We start from the raw sequence: 14,149 nt of genomic DNA, 5'->3' as shown, positions 1-14,149 counted from the left end.
CAGCGTAAGGGGCTCAGCGCAGCTGCTGGCCGAGACGGATCGACTGCAGGCGGTCCTGCGCGGTCCGCGCGGCATCGGACCCAGGATACTTCGCGCCGACCTGTTGCAGGGTCTGCTCGGCATCCTGGACGCGGCCTTCGCCGTACTGGGACAGGCCCAGCTTGAGCAGCGCGCCCGGCGCCTTGTCGTGGGTCGGATAGCGGCCGATCAGGTCCTGGAACTGGGCCTCGGCCAACTGGAAGTTCTTGGTGGCGTAGTAGCTCTCGCCCAGCCAGTACAGCGCGTTCGGCGCATACACGCCGTTCGGGTAGGCCTGCAGGAAGTTCTGGAACAGGTTCGCCGAGTCGGCGTACTTGCCCGCCTTCAGGGCATCGAAGGCGACATTGTAGACGGCCCGCTCGTCACCGGCGGCGGCCAGGGTGCCGGCGTCGCCGTGCACCGACGGCGGCGGCTCGGCGACGGCGGACGGCTTGCCTGCGGGCGCGGCCGGCGCGACAGCCGGTGCGGTGCCATTGGCCGGCGGCAGCGACGGCGTCGCCCCTGCCCCTGCACCACTCTCCAGCCGGCCCACGCGGCCATCCAGGTCCAGGTACTGGTCCTTGATCTGCTGCTTGAGCTGGTCGTTGCTGTGCTGCAGTTGTTCGATCGTGGCTTCCATCGACTGCATCTGCGTGCGCAGCTGGTTGAGCTGGTTCAGGATGTCGGTGTTGGCCTGGGTATTCATGGCCTGCTGCTCGAGCGCGGAAACGCGGTCGGCCAGGCTTGCGCGCTGCGCATGAGCCGGCGCGGCGGCCACGAGGGCCGCCGCGACGATCATCGATGTAAGGACACCGATACGCATCTTTTCTTACTGCGCCGTGTAGACGATCTCGACGCGACGGTTCTGCGACCAGCAGGACTCGTTCGACTCGGTGCAGACCGGACGCTCTTCACCGTAGCTGACCACGGTCAGCTGCGCAGCCGAGCCACCGTTGGCCTGCAGCGCCGAGGACACGGCGTTGGCACGACGCTCGCCCAGGCCCATGTTGTACTCGCGCGAACCGCGCTCGTCGGTGTTGCCCTGCAGGGTGATGCGCGAGGACGGACGGTCACGCAGGTACTTGGCGTGGCAGGCCATGATCGCCTGGAACTCCGGCTTCACGGTGTCCTTGTCCAGGTCGAAGTAGACCACGCGCTGACGCAGGCAGGAATCGGTGTCCAGGTCGCCCGGGCCGTACAGACCGGAGGTCGACGGGCCGGTCGGGGCGGTGGTACCGGTGGTGCCGGTGGTGTCGGTCTGGGGCTGTTCCTTGACCTTCTTGGCGCAGCCGGCCAGAGCTGCAACGGACAACAGCGAAACAAGCAGAACGCGGGTGGTCTTGTTCATGGCGATACCTTGTGGCTCCTGGGCCGATGAGGGGTTCAACAGCGAAATATTAACACCAAACTTACATGTCAACGTGCGGTGCGATACGGCGACCAGGACGGCTCGCGCACGTCGCCATCGGCGAGCACCAGGCGCTGCCGCACACGGGCATCGGCCGAGACCGCGTACAGCACGCCACGGCCGCCTTCACGCGCCGCATACAGCACCATGCTGGCGTTGGGGGCGAAGCTCGGCGACTCGTCCAGCGAACCGGTCGACAGCGTGCTCCAGCGCGGCGAACCCAGGCTGCGGTCCATCATCGCGATCTTGTAGGTGTTGCCGCTGCCCTGGGCCACGACCAGCTTGTTGCCGTCGAAGGACACGCTCGGGGTCGCGTTGTAGTTGCCCTGGAAGGTGATGCGGGTGGCGCTGCCGCCGGTGGCCGGCACCTGGTAGATCTGCGGGCGGCCGCCGCGATCGGAGGTGAAGTAGATGCTGTTGCCGTCCGGCGCCCAGGTCGGCTCGGTGTCGATGCCGAAGTGGTTGGTCAGCTGGGTCAGCTGCTTGCTGCCCAGGTCCATCACGTAGATCTCCGGGTTGCCGCTGCGCGACAGCGCCAGCGCCAGCTTCTTGCCGTCCGGCGAGAACGACGGGGCGCCGTTGATGCCGCGGAAGCTGGACACCAGCTGGCGCGCACCGGTGGCGATGTCCTGGATGTAGATCGACGAGTTGCCGCGCTCGAAGCTCACGTAGGCCAGCTTCTTGCCGTCCGGGCTCCAGTTCGGCGACAGCAGCGGCTCGGCCGAACGGACGATGGTCTGCGGGTTGTAGCCGTCGGAGTCGGCGACCATCAGCGCATAACGCATCGCCCCGCCCTTGCCGCTGGCGGTGACGTAGGCGATGCGGGTCCAGAACGCGCCGCGCACGCCGGTGATCTTCTCGTAGATGGCGTCGGCCATCTGGTGGGCGACGTCGCGCATGGCGTTGGCGCGGGCGGTCATGGCCAGGCCGAGCATGCGCTCGCCCTTGCCCACGTCGAACAGTTCGTACTCGACCCGGTAGGCGCCTTCGCCGGCGTCCATCACCCGGCCGACGACCAGATAGCTCTGCTTCAGCGCACGCCAGGTGGCGAACTGCACCTCGCTGCCGCGGGTCGGGCGCTCCACGATCTGCGACTCGGGCAGGTTGCGGAACTGGCCGGAGCGATCCAGATCGGCGCGCACCACGGCGGCGACGTCGGTGCTCGGCGGGGTCGCCGATCCCTGGTACGGCATCGGCACGACGGTGATCGGGGTCGCCGAGGCATTGCCGCCGACGATGTCGATTTCCAGGCCCTTGTCCTGCGCGGACGCGGCGAGAGGCAGCAACAGGGCGGTGAGAACGGCAAGCCAGCGCGGCAGTTTCTTCATGGGTCGCTCAGCAGGATCGGAAAGGCGCAAGAGATAGCAATGCGCGGGTGAACGTATTCGCAATCATGAACCATCGCCGTGTGAAGCCGATGGCAGGACGCGGCACATTATCGCCCATCGCATGTCGGGTGGATGGCGCGCGCGATGCGGCGCCAGCCGCCGGTGTCATTGGTCCTGGGCGGTGAAGTTGAAGGTCAGGTTGCGCGCGAACACGGACTCGAAGCCACGGTAGGGCAAGGGCTGGGCACGCAGCACCGCGGCCTCGATCGAGCGGCGGCCGGCCTCGTCATAGGGACAGTCGGGGCTGACCTTGGCCTGCATGACCTGGCCGCCGGGAATCTGCGTGATCGAGATCTTGCACTTCTGCCCCAGCGGCACCGAGTCCGGGCGCACCCACTGGCTCAGCACCGCCTGCTGGATCGCCGCGGCGTACTTGGCCTGCAGATCGGTGTTGGTACCGTTCTGACCCGGTGCCTGCTGCGGCGTGGTGGCCGCGGCCGCGGACGCCTTCTTGGCGTTCAGGTCGGCGATCTGCTGCAGCTTCTGCTGCGCCAGTTGGGCCTCGCGCTCCAGCTTCTCGCGCTGCTTGCGGATGTCGGCGATCTTCTTCTGCCGCTCCTCTTCCTGCTGCGCGGCCAGGCGCTGCTTCTGCTCGGCCTCCTGCTGGCGCTTCTGCTCGGTCAGGTCGATCTGTTCCTGGCGGCGCTTGGCCTCCTGCTCCTGCTTCTCCTTTTCCTGGGAGATCGCAGTGCGGGTGGCGCGGTCCTGGTCGACCTTGTCGGGCACCGGGACGAAGTCCTGCGCCTTCTGCTGCTGCGGGGTCGGCGCCTGCTGCGGCTTGGGCGTGGGCAGCGGCTGCGGCGGCGGCACCGTGTCTTCCTCGGCGACGTCCTTGACCGGTTCGGGCAGCGGCTCGGGCAAGGGCTTGGGCGCGTCCTTCACCGCTTTCTGCGCCGAGCGCACGTCGGCGGCCGAGACCACCAGCGAGGCCTCGACCATCGGCGAACCGGCGGCGGGTTCGACCTGACGCACCGGCGACCACCACCAGGCCAGGAAGAACAGCAGTGCGATCAGCACGTGCACCAGCAACGCCAGGGCGACCCCGAAGATCAGCCCCTTGTCGTCGCCGCGCTGCTGCGGCGGGCGGGAATCGGCTTCAGCGTGCATTGTTTCCGGGCTGACTCATCAGGCCGACCTTGGGCACGCCGGCCTGCTGCAGCATGACCATGGTGTCCATGACCAGTTGGTAGTTCGAGGTGCCGGGCGCGGCGACGAACACCGGCACGTCCTTGTTCTGGCCGACGAAGGCCTGGATCTTGGCCTTCAGCTCCGGCGCGGCGATCTTCTCGGGCTTGCCGTCCTGCAGGGTCAGCGTGTAGCGGCCTTCGGCATCGACGGTGACGATCACCGGATCCTTCTTGCTCTCCACCGAGCGCGCGGTGGAATCGGGCAGGTCCACGTCCACGCTCAGGCTGAGCAAGGGCGCGGTGACCATGAAGATGATCAGCAGCACCAGCATCACGTCGATGTATGGCACGACGTTGATCTCGGACTTGAGCTTGCGGCGCTTGCGGCGGGAAATGGCGGCAGTCATGCGGGAATCCTGGGAGTCGTGGACAGGCGGGCGACGCTCAGTCGCCGCTGGCCTGGCGCTGCAGGATGGAGCTGAACTCTTCGGAGAAGGTCTCGAAGCGCACGGCCAGGCGCTCGACCCGGGTGGTGAAGCGGTTGTAGGCCCACACCGCCGGGATCGCCACGAACAGGCCGATGGCGGTGGCGAACAGCGCCTCGGAGATGCCCGGCGCGACCGCGGCGATGCCCGCCTGCTGGCCGCTGTTGATCATGTCGTGCATGGTCACCATGATGCCGAACACGGTGCCGACCAGGCCCACGTACGGGGCGGTGGAGCCGATGTTGGCGAGCAGTTCCAGGTTGCGCTCCAGGCGGTCGACCTCGCGCGCGTAGGTCGCGCGCATCGCCCGCTGCGCGCCTTCCAGTTGGATGCGTGCATCGAGCCGGCGCTTGTCGCGCAGGCGGGTGAACTCGCGGAAACCGGCCTCGAAGATCGCCTCCAGCCCGCCGACCACGCGGTTGCGGTCGGTGGCGCCGGCGTAGAGCTTGCTCAGGTCGGTGCCGGACCAGAAGCGGTTCTCGAAGTCGTCGGCCTCGCGGTTGGCGTCCTTGAACACCTTGCCCTTGCGGAAGATGATGACCCAGCTGATCAGCGAGCCGAGCAGCAGCAGCAGCACGATCACCTTGACCGGCAGGCTGGCCTTGACCATCAGGTCCAGATAGTTGATGCCGCCATGGGCGGCGGTGCTGGCGACGGCCTGGGTGGCGGTCTGGGTCACGTCCTGCGGCAGCGCCTCCACCACCGTGTCCTGCAGGGCCAGGAGCAATGCGATCATCCGTCGTTCCTCAGTAATTCGGCTTCAGTGATTTCAAGAACTTTCAATGCATCGTGCAGCGCGTCGTCCATGCCGCGCGGGCGGAAGCTGCCGGCGCTGAGCGCGGCCACCCGCACTTGCGCGCGCAACAGCAGCTCCCCGTCGTCGCGGCGGATCGACTGCGCGAACACCAGGCTGGCGCGCTTGCATTGCGACAGCGCGACGCCGACCTGCAGGGAATCGTCCAGGCGTGCCGGGCGCAGGAAGTCGAGCTGCATCGCGCGCACCGCGAACACTAGATCGTGTTGCAGGCGCAGACGCTCCTGACCATACCCCAGCGCCCGCAACCACTCCGTGCGCGCCCGCTCCAGGAAGGCCACGTAGCGCGCGTGGTAGACCACGCCACCGGCGTCGGTATCTTCCCAGTAGACGCGTGTCGGCCAACTGAATAGCCGGGAATCGGGAACGGGGAATGGGGAATCGGCAGTCAAGAGCGGCGCTCCTGTCGATAGCTGGGTAACCAGAACATCCTAGAACAGCGCCCCCGATTCCCCACTCCCGATTCCCAATTCCCGGTGCTTGGGCTGCAGGCCCAAGTGCAGATAGGCCTTGTTGGTGGCCATGCGGCCGCGGGCGGTGCGGATCAGGTAGCCCTGCTGGATCAGGTAAGGCTCGATCACGTCCTCCAGGGTGCCGCGCTCCTCCGACAGCGAGGCGGCCAGCGACTCGACACCGACCGGGCCGCCGTCGAAGTACTCGATGATGGTGCGCAGCATGCGCCGGTCCAGCTCGTCGAAGCCCTCGGCGTCGACCTTGAGCATCTGCGTGGCGGCCTGCGCCACGGCCAGGTCGATCTGCCCGCCGGCGCGGACCTGCGCGAAGTCGCGGACCCGCCGCAGCAGGCGGTTGGCGATGCGCGGGGTGCCGCGCGCGCGGCGCGCGATCTCGGCGCAGCCGTCGGCGTTGCAGGCGATGCCGAGGATGCTGGCGGAGCGGCGCACGATCTGCGCCAGCTCGTCCGGGGTGTAGAAGGCCAGGCGCTGGACGATGCCGAAGCGGTCGCGCAAGGGCGCGGTCAGCAGGCCGGCGCGGGTGGTGGCGCCGATCAGGGTGAACGGCGGCAGGTCGATCTTGATCGAGCGCGCGGCCGGGCCCTCGCCGATCATGATGTCGATCTGGAAGTCTTCCATCGCCGGGTACAGCACTTCCTCGACCACCGGCGACAGGCGGTGGATCTCGTCGATGAACAGCACGTCGTGCGGCTGCAGGTTGGTCAGCAGCGCGGCCAAGTCGCCGGCCTTCTCGATCACCGGGCCGGAGGTGACCCGCAGATTGACCCCCAGCTCGTTGGCGATGACATGGCTGAGCGTGGTCTTGCCCAGGCCCGGCGGCCCGAAGATCAGCACATGGTCCATCGCCTCCCCGCGCGCCTTGGCCGCCTCGATGTAGATCGACAGCTGCTCGCGCACCGGCTGCTGGCCGAGATAGTCGTCCAGCCGCTTGGGGCGGATGCTGGCCTCGGCCGCGTCATCCTCGCGGGTGGCGCTGCTGGCGATGATGCGGTCCATGGAAAGCCGGGATTGGGGAATCGGGAATGGGGAATCGAGCGGACAATAGTAGCGGTTGGCGGCACGGCTGGCGCTTACTTTGATGGTCGCCGCCTGGTTTCAGGCCAGACGCCGCGGCCGTTGCCTTTCCCTGTTCCCCATTCCCGCCTCCCCATTCCCAAGGCCGCGACACCGTCGCGGCCTCAGATCTCCACCTGCGCGCCCAGCTCCACCAGGCGGTTGCCGGGGATGCGGAAGAAGCCGGTGGCGGGGGCGGCGTTGCGGTGCATGACCGCGAACAGCTTGTCGCGCCAGATCGGCATGCCGCGGTTGGCGCTGGCCACGATGGTCTCGCGGCTGGCGAAATAGGTGGTGTCCATGGGGTCGAAGTAGATCCCGCCCTGGTCGCAGGAGCGCATCAGCGCCAGCGGCACGTCCGGGGTCTCCATGAAGCCGAAGCGCACGTAGACCCGGTAGAACTCGTCGCCGATCGCGTCGATCTTCAGCCGCTGCCCGGCCGCCGCGTACGGCACCTGCAGGGTTTCGACGGTCAGGAACACGTTGCGCTCGTGCAGCACCTTGTTGTGCTTGAGGTTGTGCATCAGCGCGTGCGGCACCACCATCGGGTCGGCGGTCAGGAACACCGCGGTGCCGGGCACGCGCACCGGCGGCGCCAGCATCAGCCCGGGCAGGAAGGTATCGAGCTTGATGCCGTCCTTGCGGATCTCGTCGTGCAGCAGCTTGCGGCCGCGGCGCCAGGTGCGCATCAGGGTGAACAGGATCAGGCCCAGCAGCAGCGGGAACCAGGCGCCGTCCAGGAACTTGATGATGTTGGCGTAGAAGAACGCGCAGTCCACGGCCAGGAACACCAGGGCGAACAGCCACAGCAGCGGCGCCGGCACGCGCGGGTTGGCGCGCGCGTAGATCACCATCAGCACGGTGGTGATCAGCATGGTGCCGGTGACCGAGACGCCGTAGGCGGTGGCCAGCGAGGTGGAGTCGCCGAAACCGATCACCGCCACCACCACCAGCGCCAGCAGGCACCAGTTCACCGCCGGCACGTAGATCTGGCCGATGGTGGAGTGCGAGGTGTGGCGGATGTGCATGCGCGGGATGTAACCCAGCTGCATGGCCTGGCTGGCCACCGAGTAGGCGCCGGTGATCAGCGCCTGCGAGGCGATCACCGTGGCCGCGGTGGCCAGCACGATCATCGGGTACAGCGCCCACTCCGGCACCGCCTCGTAGAACGGGTTGCTCACCGCCGCCGGATCGCGCAGCACCAGCGCGCCCTGCCCCAGGTAGGTCAGGGTCAGCATCGGCAGCACCACGCACTGCCACGAGCGGCGGATCGCCTTGGCGCCGAAATGGCCCATGTCCGCGTACAGCGCCTCGCCGCCGGTCACCGCCAGCACCACCGCACCGAGCACGAACACCGCGTGCCAGTTGTGTTCGGCGAAGAAGCGCACGCCCCACCACGGGTTCAGCGCATGCAGCACTTCCGGCGCGCGGGTCATGTTGTAGACGCCGATCGCGCCCAGCGCCACGAACCAGACCAGGGTGATCGGCCCGAACGCCTTGCCCACCCGCTCGGTGCCGTAGCGTTGGGCCATGAACAGCATGCCCAGCACCACCAGGGTGATCGGCACCACGAACGGTTCCAGCTTGGGCGCGGCCACCTCCAGGCCTTCCACCGCCGACAGCACCGAGATGGCCGGGGTGATCACTCCGTCGCCGAAGAACAGCGAGGCGCCGAAGATGCCGAGGATGCCGACCACGTACATCGAGCGCGAGCCGCCCGGCAGGGTCCGCTGGGCCAGCGCGGTCAGCGCCATGATGCCGCCCTCGCCGTCGTTGTCGGCGCGCATGATCACGGTGACGTACTTGACCGTGACCACCAGCATCAGCGCCCAGAACACCAGCGACAGGATGCCCAGCACGGTGTCGTGGTCCGGGGTCAACCCGTAGTGCGGCGAGAACGCTTCCTTGAGCGTGTACAGCGGACTGGTGCCGATGTCGCCGAAGACCACGCCGATGGCGGTCAGCATCACCCCAAAGCCCGTCTTGGCGTGCGGATCGTGGCTGCCCGGGCGGGCGGCGGAACTGGAGGAGCTGGACATGGTGGGAAGAGTAGCGCCAGAACGTGAAGAAAGAGCGGGGAGCCGAGCCGACCCGAGGTCAGCGCAGCGCCGCCTGCAGGGCCTTGCGGATCACCGTGGCGACCTCGTCGCCGTCGGCGGCGGCGTCGCGCGCCATCTTCGCCGCCTCGGCCGGCTTGTAGCCGAGTTGCTGCAGCGCCACCGTGGCCTCGGAGACCGCGTCGGTACCCAGTTGTCCGGTCACCGGCGCACCGCCGCTGAAGTCGGCCGCGCGGTCGCGCAGTTCCACCACCATGCGCTCGGCGGTCTTCTTGCCGATGCCGGGGATGCGGGTCAGCGCGGTGACGTCGGCGGCGGTGATCAGCCGCGCGAACTCGTCGACGCTGACCCCGGACAGCACCGCCAGCGCGATCTTCGCGCCGATCCCGCTGACCCGCTGCACGTCGCGGAACAGCCGCCGCTCGCCCTCGCGCAGGAAGCCGTACAGCGACACGCTGTCCTCCTTCTGCGCATAGTGGGTGAACAGGATGACGTCGCGACCGACGTCGGGCAGGTCGTAGAAGGTGCTCATCGGCGCCTCCAGCTCATACCCCACCCCACCCACGTCGATCACCAGCCACGGCGGCTGCTTGTAGGCCAGGATCCCGCGCAGACGGCCGATCATTGGGCGCCTCGTGCGAGGCGCCGGGATTGGGGAGTGGGGAATGGGGAATCGGCAAAGCGGGCGACCGCTTCACCGCTTCTGCTGTTCCGATTCCCGATTCCCGACTCCCGACTCCCAGCCTTTGTCATTTTCTGCTCCACGCCTGCTGCGTGCTGACGCCCAGGCGCTGCGCGGTGGCGCGCACGTGGGCATGGGTGATGGCGACGGCCAGTGCGTCGGCGGCGTCGGCCTGAAGTTTGCCGGTCAGGCTCAGCATGAGACCGACCATGTGTTGCACCTGCTGCTTCTCCGCCGCGCCCTTGCCGACCACGGCGAGCTTGATCTCCTTGGCGGCGTACTCGTGCACCGGCAACTCGCGCAGCACCGCCGCGCAGATCGCCGCGCCGCGGGCATGGCCGAGCTTCAGTGCCGCGTCGGCGCTCTTGCCCATGAACACGCGCTCGATCGCCACTTCCTGCGGCCGGTACTCCTCGATCAGCGCGTCCAGCCCGTGCAGCAGGCGCTTGAGCCGCAGGGCGAAGTCGCCCTCGCCGAGCAGTACCAGCGGCGCGTGGTGCACGTGCCGGGTACGGCCAGCCGCGTCCACGTCGATGATGCCCACGCCGGTGCGCTGCGAGCCGGGGTCGATGCCGAGGATGCGGGTAGAGCCGGGATTGGGGAATCGGGAATCGGGAATCGGGAAAGCAGCGCCCGTGCGGGCAGAGATGCCCGTGGCAGCCATCGACGTCGGCGATGCCTCCGGCACCGGCACGACGCCGCTCCGGGTTCCGGGTCTTGGGCCCCGGGCCCCGGGTTTCATGGTGTCAGCCCCCGTCACTCAGCGCGGCCTGGTCGACGTTGGAATAGACGTTCTGCACGTCGTCCAGGTCTTCCAGCATGTCCAGCAGCTTGCGCACCTGCACCGCGGTATCGCCGTCCACGGCGATGTCGTTGTCGGCGCGGAAGGTGATTTCGGCATGGTCGGCGGACAGGCCGGCCGCGTCCATGGCGTCCTTGACCGCCTGGAACGCCTCCGGCGCGGTCAGCACGTCGATCGCGCCGTCCTCGGGGTAGACCACGATGTCGTCGGCGCCGGCCTCGATCGCCACCTCGGTGATCTTCTCCTCGTCGGCGCCGGCGGCGAAGCTGAGCACGCCCAGGCGCTTGAACATGAAGGCCACCGAGCCGTCGGTGCCCATGTTGCCGCCGCACTTGCTGAAGGCATGGCGCACGTCGGCCACGGTGCGCACGCGGTTGTCGGTCAGGCAGTCGACGATCACCGCCACCCCGCCCGGGGCGTAGCCCTCGTAGCGCACTTCCTCGTACTCCACGCCTTCCAGTTCGCCGGTGGCCTTCTTGATCGCGCGCTCGATCACGTCCTTGGACATGTTGGAGGCCAGCCCCTTGTCCATCGCCACGCGCAGCCGCGGGTTGTTGGACGGATCGCCGCCGCCGGCGCGCGCGGCGACGCCGATCTCGCGGATGATCTTGGTGAAAATCTTGCCGCGCTTCGCATCGGATGCGTTCTTGCGGGCTTCGATCGAGGGGCCTCTACCCATGGGGCGTTCCGGACAGTTGTAAGGACAAGACGCGGATTTTACCTGATGCCGCGCACATCCCGCGGCCCGGCCGCGCCGACGACCGACCGCGCGTGCGACCGGCGCATGCCGCCGGTTCCCCGGCCGGCGCCCACTCCAGCGCACGTCGGCCCGTGCTGCCGGTCGAACCTTGGCGGACTGTCTACCCATGCGCGCCACATCGCTGCCAGAACTGTCACGCCCCACCTGGAGGCTGAACCCGTAAGTCGCGCCCGCTTTCCATCGCACCGAAAGGAGATCCCTCATGTCCCGCACCACCCCCGCCCCGTTCCTGTCGCTGGCCCTGCGCTGCCTGGGCCTGCTCGCCCTTGCCGCCCCGGGCCTGGCCAGCGCCCAGACCGATGCCTTCCGGGGCCGCTACAACGCCGGCGTCACCACCTATGCGATCAGCGGCCAGGAACCCCGCGCGACGGGCAAGTACCCGGTCTACGTGCATATCGGCGGGACCGGCGAGAACTACCAGAGCAACTGGGCGATGGCCGCGGTGAATGCCGCCGCGGCCAAGGGCTTCGTGGCGGCCTCGGTGGAGTACGACAACGCCAGCTTCGGCAGCTGCGGCGTCATCGGCAACCGCGCCAAGGCCATCTTCGACGCGCAGAACATCAACAGCGCCATCGCCCAGCTCTGCGCCCGCGACAAGGCCGATTGCTCCAAGGGCGTGGTGACCGGCGGGCTCAGCCAGGGCTCGATCATCTCGGTGCTGGCGCACGACTACGATCCCCGGGTCGCCGCCTCGTTCGGCCAGGGCACCGGTACGACCTACACCGCCTACTACAACCTGGCCTCCTGCATCGCCGACGGCAACCACAGCCTGCCGTCCGATCGCCTGCGCATCATCAACGGCGAGCGCGACATGTTCGTCGGCGGCACCGAGAACGTCGCCCGCACCCAGGCGCAACTGGTCACCGGCCTGCGCTGCGACGGGCAGCAGTCGTGCTTCCGCAGCAACGGCAGCGGCTGGTACGTCGTCAAGGACCGGGAGGTGCAGGACCTCTACGCCGACCACTGCTTCATGGGCTTCGGCGGCTATCCAGGCACCCAGTGCACGGGCGTGCTGGTCGACGGCAACTACCGCAGCGGCACCGCCGCCTGGGCGCTCAACCCCACGCTGGACTGGCTGAAGACCTTCGTGACGCCGTAAGCGGCGGCATCGCCTGTGCCGGCACCAAGGCGGTCGCGCGGACACCGCGACGCGGCGCCGGCCACCGCCGCCGCCGGACGCTCGATGTCTGGCGACCGGCTCAGGCGGCGAAGCGGCCGTCGCGCAGGAAGGCGGCGGTCTGCCGCGCGGCCTGCGCCGAGAACAGCAGGCCGCTGTGGCTGGCACGCACCCGGCAGTGATCGCCCAGGCCGGGCACGCGGGTCTCGGCCAGGGCCACGCTGCCGTCGGACTCCGGCCCCAGCGCGACAAAGCGTGCGCCCAGCCCGCGCGCCACGGTGCCGGCGACCATGCCGACCTCGGCCGGCCCCTCCCAGCGCGCCACACCCTGCTGCAACAGCGCCGCGCTGCGGCCCAGCGCCAGTCCGAGCCGCCGTTGCGCCAGGGCGCGCGCGGCGGCACTGCCGGCCAGCGGGCTGCCCAGGCACACCACCCGGGTCACCGGCAGCGAGGGCACCTCCCGCAAGGCCTGCAAGGCGATCAGGCCGCCGAGGCTATGCCCGACCAGCGCCACCGGACCGGTGGCTGCCATACGTTCGATGCGGGCGTGCAGCCGTGGGAGCGCGACCTCGGCGCCGCCGAACGCGGTCGAATAGCCGAAGCTGGCGACGCGCCAGCCCTCGCGGCGCAGGCGCAGCGCCAGCGGCAGCAGCCACGGCCGCGCGTTCCAGATGCCATGCAGCAACAGCACCTGGGGCGCGGCGGCCATCGGCGACTCAGCCGCAGGTGGTGCGAACGATGTGATTGCTGCCATCCAGGAACACGTTGAGCCGATCCAGGCGCAGGTCGCGGGTTACCGCCTGGCCCGGCGCGATCGGCCGTACCACGCCGGCTCCGCTCTCCTTCCAGACCCGGCTCATGGTCGCCTGGGTGGCCTCCTGGCCCACCGCCCAGGCCACGGCCTCGACGTTGCAGCGGCCATCGCCCTGCACCGTCGGCCCGGCACTGGCCGGCTGCAGCGACGCCGGTGGCGCGCACGCGGCCAGCAGCGGCACGACGGCGGCGATTCCCATCCACGGTCGGAACATGGCGTGCTCTCCTCAAGCTGGACAGGCCAGCACTGTAGCGCGCGCTCGTTGCCGCTGTGTCGACGCGGCATGCCCGGACGAGGTCCGGCGGCAGGCGTCAGGCCGCGCGCGGCGGCCGGCGCAGGATGAATTCGAGATCGCGCACCCGCCCCACCGGGAATTCGTAGGTGCCGACCTTCTCGAAGCCGTAGCGCGCATAGAAACGCTGCGCGCCGAGGTTCTCCGACCACACGCCGAGCCACAGCGTGCGCGGGCCGTCGCGCTCCAGCCAGGCCAGGGCGGTGTCGAACAGCCGGGCACCCCAGCCGCCGTTCTGGTGGGCACGCAGCAGGTACAGCCGCTTCAGTTCGCCATCGCCAGGCTTCACGTCGGGATGCGGCAGGCCGCAAGGGCCAGCGGCAGCGTGTCCCACCACCTCGCCGTCATGCTCGACCAGCCAGATCGCGTAGTCCGGATGCGCCAGCACCACCTGCGCGCGCTCGATCGAATAGGCTTCGTCGAGGAAGGCCTGCAGGTCCTGCGCAGGATACAGATGGCCGAAGGTTTCGCAGAAGGTGGCCGTGGCGATGCGGATGACCGCCGCGGCATCGTCCGGCGTGGCACGGCGAATCAGCACGACTCAGCGCGCCGGGTGCGCGGCGTCGGCGTCGGCCTCTTCGCCGTCGTCCTCGTCTTCGTCCTCGTCGTCGCCTTCCTCTTCCTCGTCCTCTTCTTCCTCGTCGCCTTCCTCGTACTCGTAATCGTCCTCGCCGAAGTCCTCGCCGTCCCAACGGCCCTCCGGATCCGGCACGAACGCCAGCGGCGCGTTGGCGCCGCTGCCGGCGCGCACCAGCCAGCCGCCGAACACGCGCGCGCGCTGGGTGACGATGGCCTCCACTGCGCCCTCGTTGCCGAGGGTTTCCCACTCCAGATTGAATGCGGTCTCGCTCATGTGTCG

The 14,149-nt window shown here is 68.9% G+C and carries 17 protein-coding genes; 1 reads left to right on the top strand and 16 read right to left on the bottom strand.

Going from position 1 to position 14,149, the window contains the following annotated elements; genetic code table 11:
* Positions 1 to 13: 13 nt before the first annotated feature.
* The 12 genes from ybgF to RAB70_RS09410 form a co-directional block, all read right to left on the bottom strand.
* Positions 14 to 841 carry a tol-pal system protein YbgF gene (gene ybgF / locus RAB70_RS09465; protein ID WP_192578943.1) on the bottom strand — a complete coding sequence of 276 codons (828 nt, stop codon included), beginning with the start codon at positions 839 to 841 and terminating at the stop codon, positions 14 to 16.
* A 6-nt stretch (positions 842 to 847) separates the two neighbouring features.
* Complete coding sequence (gene pal / locus RAB70_RS09460) at positions 848 to 1,366, bottom strand: peptidoglycan-associated lipoprotein Pal (RefSeq protein ID WP_010344309.1); 519 nt, start codon at positions 1,364 to 1,366, stop codon at positions 848 to 850.
* A gap of 68 nt (positions 1,367 to 1,434) precedes the next feature.
* Complete coding sequence (tolB, locus tag RAB70_RS09455) at positions 1,435 to 2,754, bottom strand: Tol-Pal system beta propeller repeat protein TolB (RefSeq protein WP_148828954.1); 1,320 nt, start codon at positions 2,752 to 2,754, stop codon at positions 1,435 to 1,437.
* A gap of 165 nt (positions 2,755 to 2,919) precedes the next feature.
* The gene (tolA, locus tag RAB70_RS09450; protein WP_017914750.1) at positions 2,920 to 3,921 is read right to left on the bottom strand and encodes a cell envelope integrity protein TolA; all 1,002 of its coding nucleotides are present in this window, start codon (positions 3,919 to 3,921) and stop codon (positions 2,920 to 2,922) included.
* Entirely contained in the window at positions 3,911 to 4,348 is a 438-nt protein-coding gene (gene tolR, locus RAB70_RS09445; RefSeq protein ID WP_017907449.1) for a protein TolR, read from the bottom strand. Before tolR ends, tolA begins: the two co-directional genes overlap by 11 nt.
* A 37-nt stretch (positions 4,349 to 4,385) precedes the next feature.
* A complete protein-coding gene (gene tolQ, locus RAB70_RS09440; RefSeq protein ID WP_017907448.1) occupies positions 4,386 to 5,162 on the bottom strand; it encodes a protein TolQ in 777 nt (258 codons plus the stop codon).
* Entirely contained in the window at positions 5,159 to 5,632 is a 474-nt protein-coding gene (gene ybgC, locus RAB70_RS09435; RefSeq protein WP_039725849.1) for a tol-pal system-associated acyl-CoA thioesterase, read from the bottom strand. Before ybgC ends, tolQ begins: the two co-directional genes overlap by 4 nt.
* A 39-nt stretch (positions 5,633 to 5,671) precedes the next feature.
* Entirely contained in the window at positions 5,672 to 6,709 is a 1,038-nt protein-coding gene (gene ruvB / locus RAB70_RS09430; RefSeq protein ID WP_017907446.1) for a Holliday junction branch migration DNA helicase RuvB, read from the bottom strand.
* 182 nt (positions 6,710 to 6,891) lie between these two features.
* Entirely contained in the window at positions 6,892 to 8,805 is a 1,914-nt protein-coding gene (locus tag RAB70_RS09425) for a potassium transporter Kup (RefSeq protein ID WP_017907445.1), read from the bottom strand.
* A gap of 58 nt (positions 8,806 to 8,863) precedes the next feature.
* A complete protein-coding gene (gene ruvA / locus RAB70_RS09420; protein ID WP_010344317.1) occupies positions 8,864 to 9,448 on the bottom strand; it encodes a Holliday junction branch migration protein RuvA in 585 nt (194 codons plus the stop codon).
* A 124-nt stretch (positions 9,449 to 9,572) separates the two neighbouring features.
* A complete protein-coding gene (gene ruvC / locus RAB70_RS09415) occupies positions 9,573 to 10,169 on the bottom strand; it encodes a crossover junction endodeoxyribonuclease RuvC (RefSeq protein WP_225851636.1) in 597 nt (198 codons plus the stop codon).
* Positions 10,170 to 10,251: 82 nt separating this feature from the next.
* Positions 10,252 to 10,986: a YebC/PmpR family DNA-binding transcriptional regulator gene (locus RAB70_RS09410; RefSeq protein ID WP_148828955.1), complete on the bottom strand. Its 735-nt coding sequence runs from the start codon at positions 10,984 to 10,986 to the stop codon at positions 10,252 to 10,254.
* A 283-nt stretch (positions 10,987 to 11,269) separates the two neighbouring features.
* On the opposite strand from RAB70_RS09410, the gene RAB70_RS09405 reads away from it, so the two are divergent.
* Positions 11,270 to 12,166, top strand: a complete 897-nt coding sequence (locus RAB70_RS09405) for a hypothetical protein (protein WP_017907442.1) — start codon at positions 11,270 to 11,272, stop codon at positions 12,164 to 12,166.
* Between the two features lie 100 nt (positions 12,167 to 12,266).
* On the opposite strand, the gene RAB70_RS09400 is transcribed toward RAB70_RS09405, so the two are convergent.
* From RAB70_RS09400 to RAB70_RS09385, 4 genes are all read right to left on the bottom strand, one after another.
* Positions 12,267 to 12,893 (bottom strand): triacylglycerol lipase, encoded by a 627-nt coding sequence (locus tag RAB70_RS09400; protein WP_148828956.1) that lies wholly within the window; start codon positions 12,891 to 12,893, stop codon positions 12,267 to 12,269.
* A 7-nt stretch (positions 12,894 to 12,900) separates the two neighbouring features.
* Positions 12,901 to 13,212, bottom strand: a complete 312-nt coding sequence (locus tag RAB70_RS09395; RefSeq protein WP_223875595.1) for an I78 family peptidase inhibitor — start codon at positions 13,210 to 13,212, stop codon at positions 12,901 to 12,903.
* 97 nt (positions 13,213 to 13,309) lie between these two features.
* On the bottom strand, positions 13,310 to 13,828 hold the full coding sequence (locus RAB70_RS09390) for a GNAT family N-acetyltransferase (RefSeq protein ID WP_148828957.1): 519 nt from the start codon (positions 13,826 to 13,828) through the stop codon (positions 13,310 to 13,312).
* 3 nt (positions 13,829 to 13,831) lie between these two features.
* Positions 13,832 to 14,143: a DNA primase gene (locus RAB70_RS09385; RefSeq protein WP_148828958.1), complete on the bottom strand. Its 312-nt coding sequence runs from the start codon at positions 14,141 to 14,143 to the stop codon at positions 13,832 to 13,834.
* Positions 14,144 to 14,149: the final 6 nt, after the last annotated feature.

Source organism: Xanthomonas sontii (assembly GCF_040529055.1).
Taxonomy (GTDB): Bacteria; Pseudomonadota; Gammaproteobacteria; order Xanthomonadales; family Xanthomonadaceae; genus Xanthomonas_A; species Xanthomonas_A sontii.
Note: the sequence above shows the minus strand (reverse complement) of the source record. Positions and strands in the feature narration are given on the sequence as shown.

What these genes read in the sequence shown, in the direction of transcription:
- RAB70_RS09425 (WP_017907445.1), bottom strand. Translation starts at nt 8,805, where the DNA reads ATGTCCAGCTCCTCCAGTTCCGCCGCCCGCCCGGGCAGCCACGATCCG.
- ybgF (WP_192578943.1), bottom strand. Translation starts at nt 841, where the DNA reads ATGCGTATCGGTGTCCTTACATCGATGATCGTCGCGGCGGCCCTCGTG.
- RAB70_RS09400 (WP_148828956.1), bottom strand. Translation starts at nt 12,893, where the DNA reads ATGGCCGCCGCGCCCCAGGTGCTGTTGCTGCATGGCATCTGGAACGCG.
- ruvB (WP_017907446.1), bottom strand. Translation starts at nt 6,709, where the DNA reads ATGGACCGCATCATCGCCAGCAGCGCCACCCGCGAGGATGACGCGGCC.
- tolB (WP_148828954.1), bottom strand. Translation starts at nt 2,754, where the DNA reads ATGAAGAAACTGCCGCGCTGGCTTGCCGTTCTCACCGCCCTGTTGCTG.
- tolR (WP_017907449.1), bottom strand. Translation starts at nt 4,348, where the DNA reads ATGACTGCCGCCATTTCCCGCCGCAAGCGCCGCAAGCTCAAGTCCGAG.
- tolA (WP_017914750.1), bottom strand. Translation starts at nt 3,921, where the DNA reads ATGCACGCTGAAGCCGATTCCCGCCCGCCGCAGCAGCGCGGCGACGAC.
- pal (WP_010344309.1), bottom strand. Translation starts at nt 1,366, where the DNA reads ATGAACAAGACCACCCGCGTTCTGCTTGTTTCGCTGTTGTCCGTTGCA.
- ruvC (WP_225851636.1), bottom strand. Translation starts at nt 10,169, where the DNA reads ATGGCTGCCACGGGCATCTCTGCCCGCACGGGCGCTGCTTTCCCGATT.
- RAB70_RS09395 (WP_223875595.1), bottom strand. Translation starts at nt 13,212, where the DNA reads ATGTTCCGACCGTGGATGGGAATCGCCGCCGTCGTGCCGCTGCTGGCC.
- RAB70_RS09385 (WP_148828958.1), bottom strand. Translation starts at nt 14,143, where the DNA reads ATGAGCGAGACCGCATTCAATCTGGAGTGGGAAACCCTCGGCAACGAG.
- RAB70_RS09405 (WP_017907442.1), top strand. Translation starts at nt 11,270, where the DNA reads ATGTCCCGCACCACCCCCGCCCCGTTCCTGTCGCTGGCCCTGCGCTGC.
- tolQ (WP_017907448.1), bottom strand. Translation starts at nt 5,162, where the DNA reads ATGATCGCATTGCTCCTGGCCCTGCAGGACACGGTGGTGGAGGCGCTG.
- ruvA (WP_010344317.1), bottom strand. Translation starts at nt 9,448, where the DNA reads ATGATCGGCCGTCTGCGCGGGATCCTGGCCTACAAGCAGCCGCCGTGG.
- RAB70_RS09410 (WP_148828955.1), bottom strand. Translation starts at nt 10,986, where the DNA reads ATGGGTAGAGGCCCCTCGATCGAAGCCCGCAAGAACGCATCCGATGCG.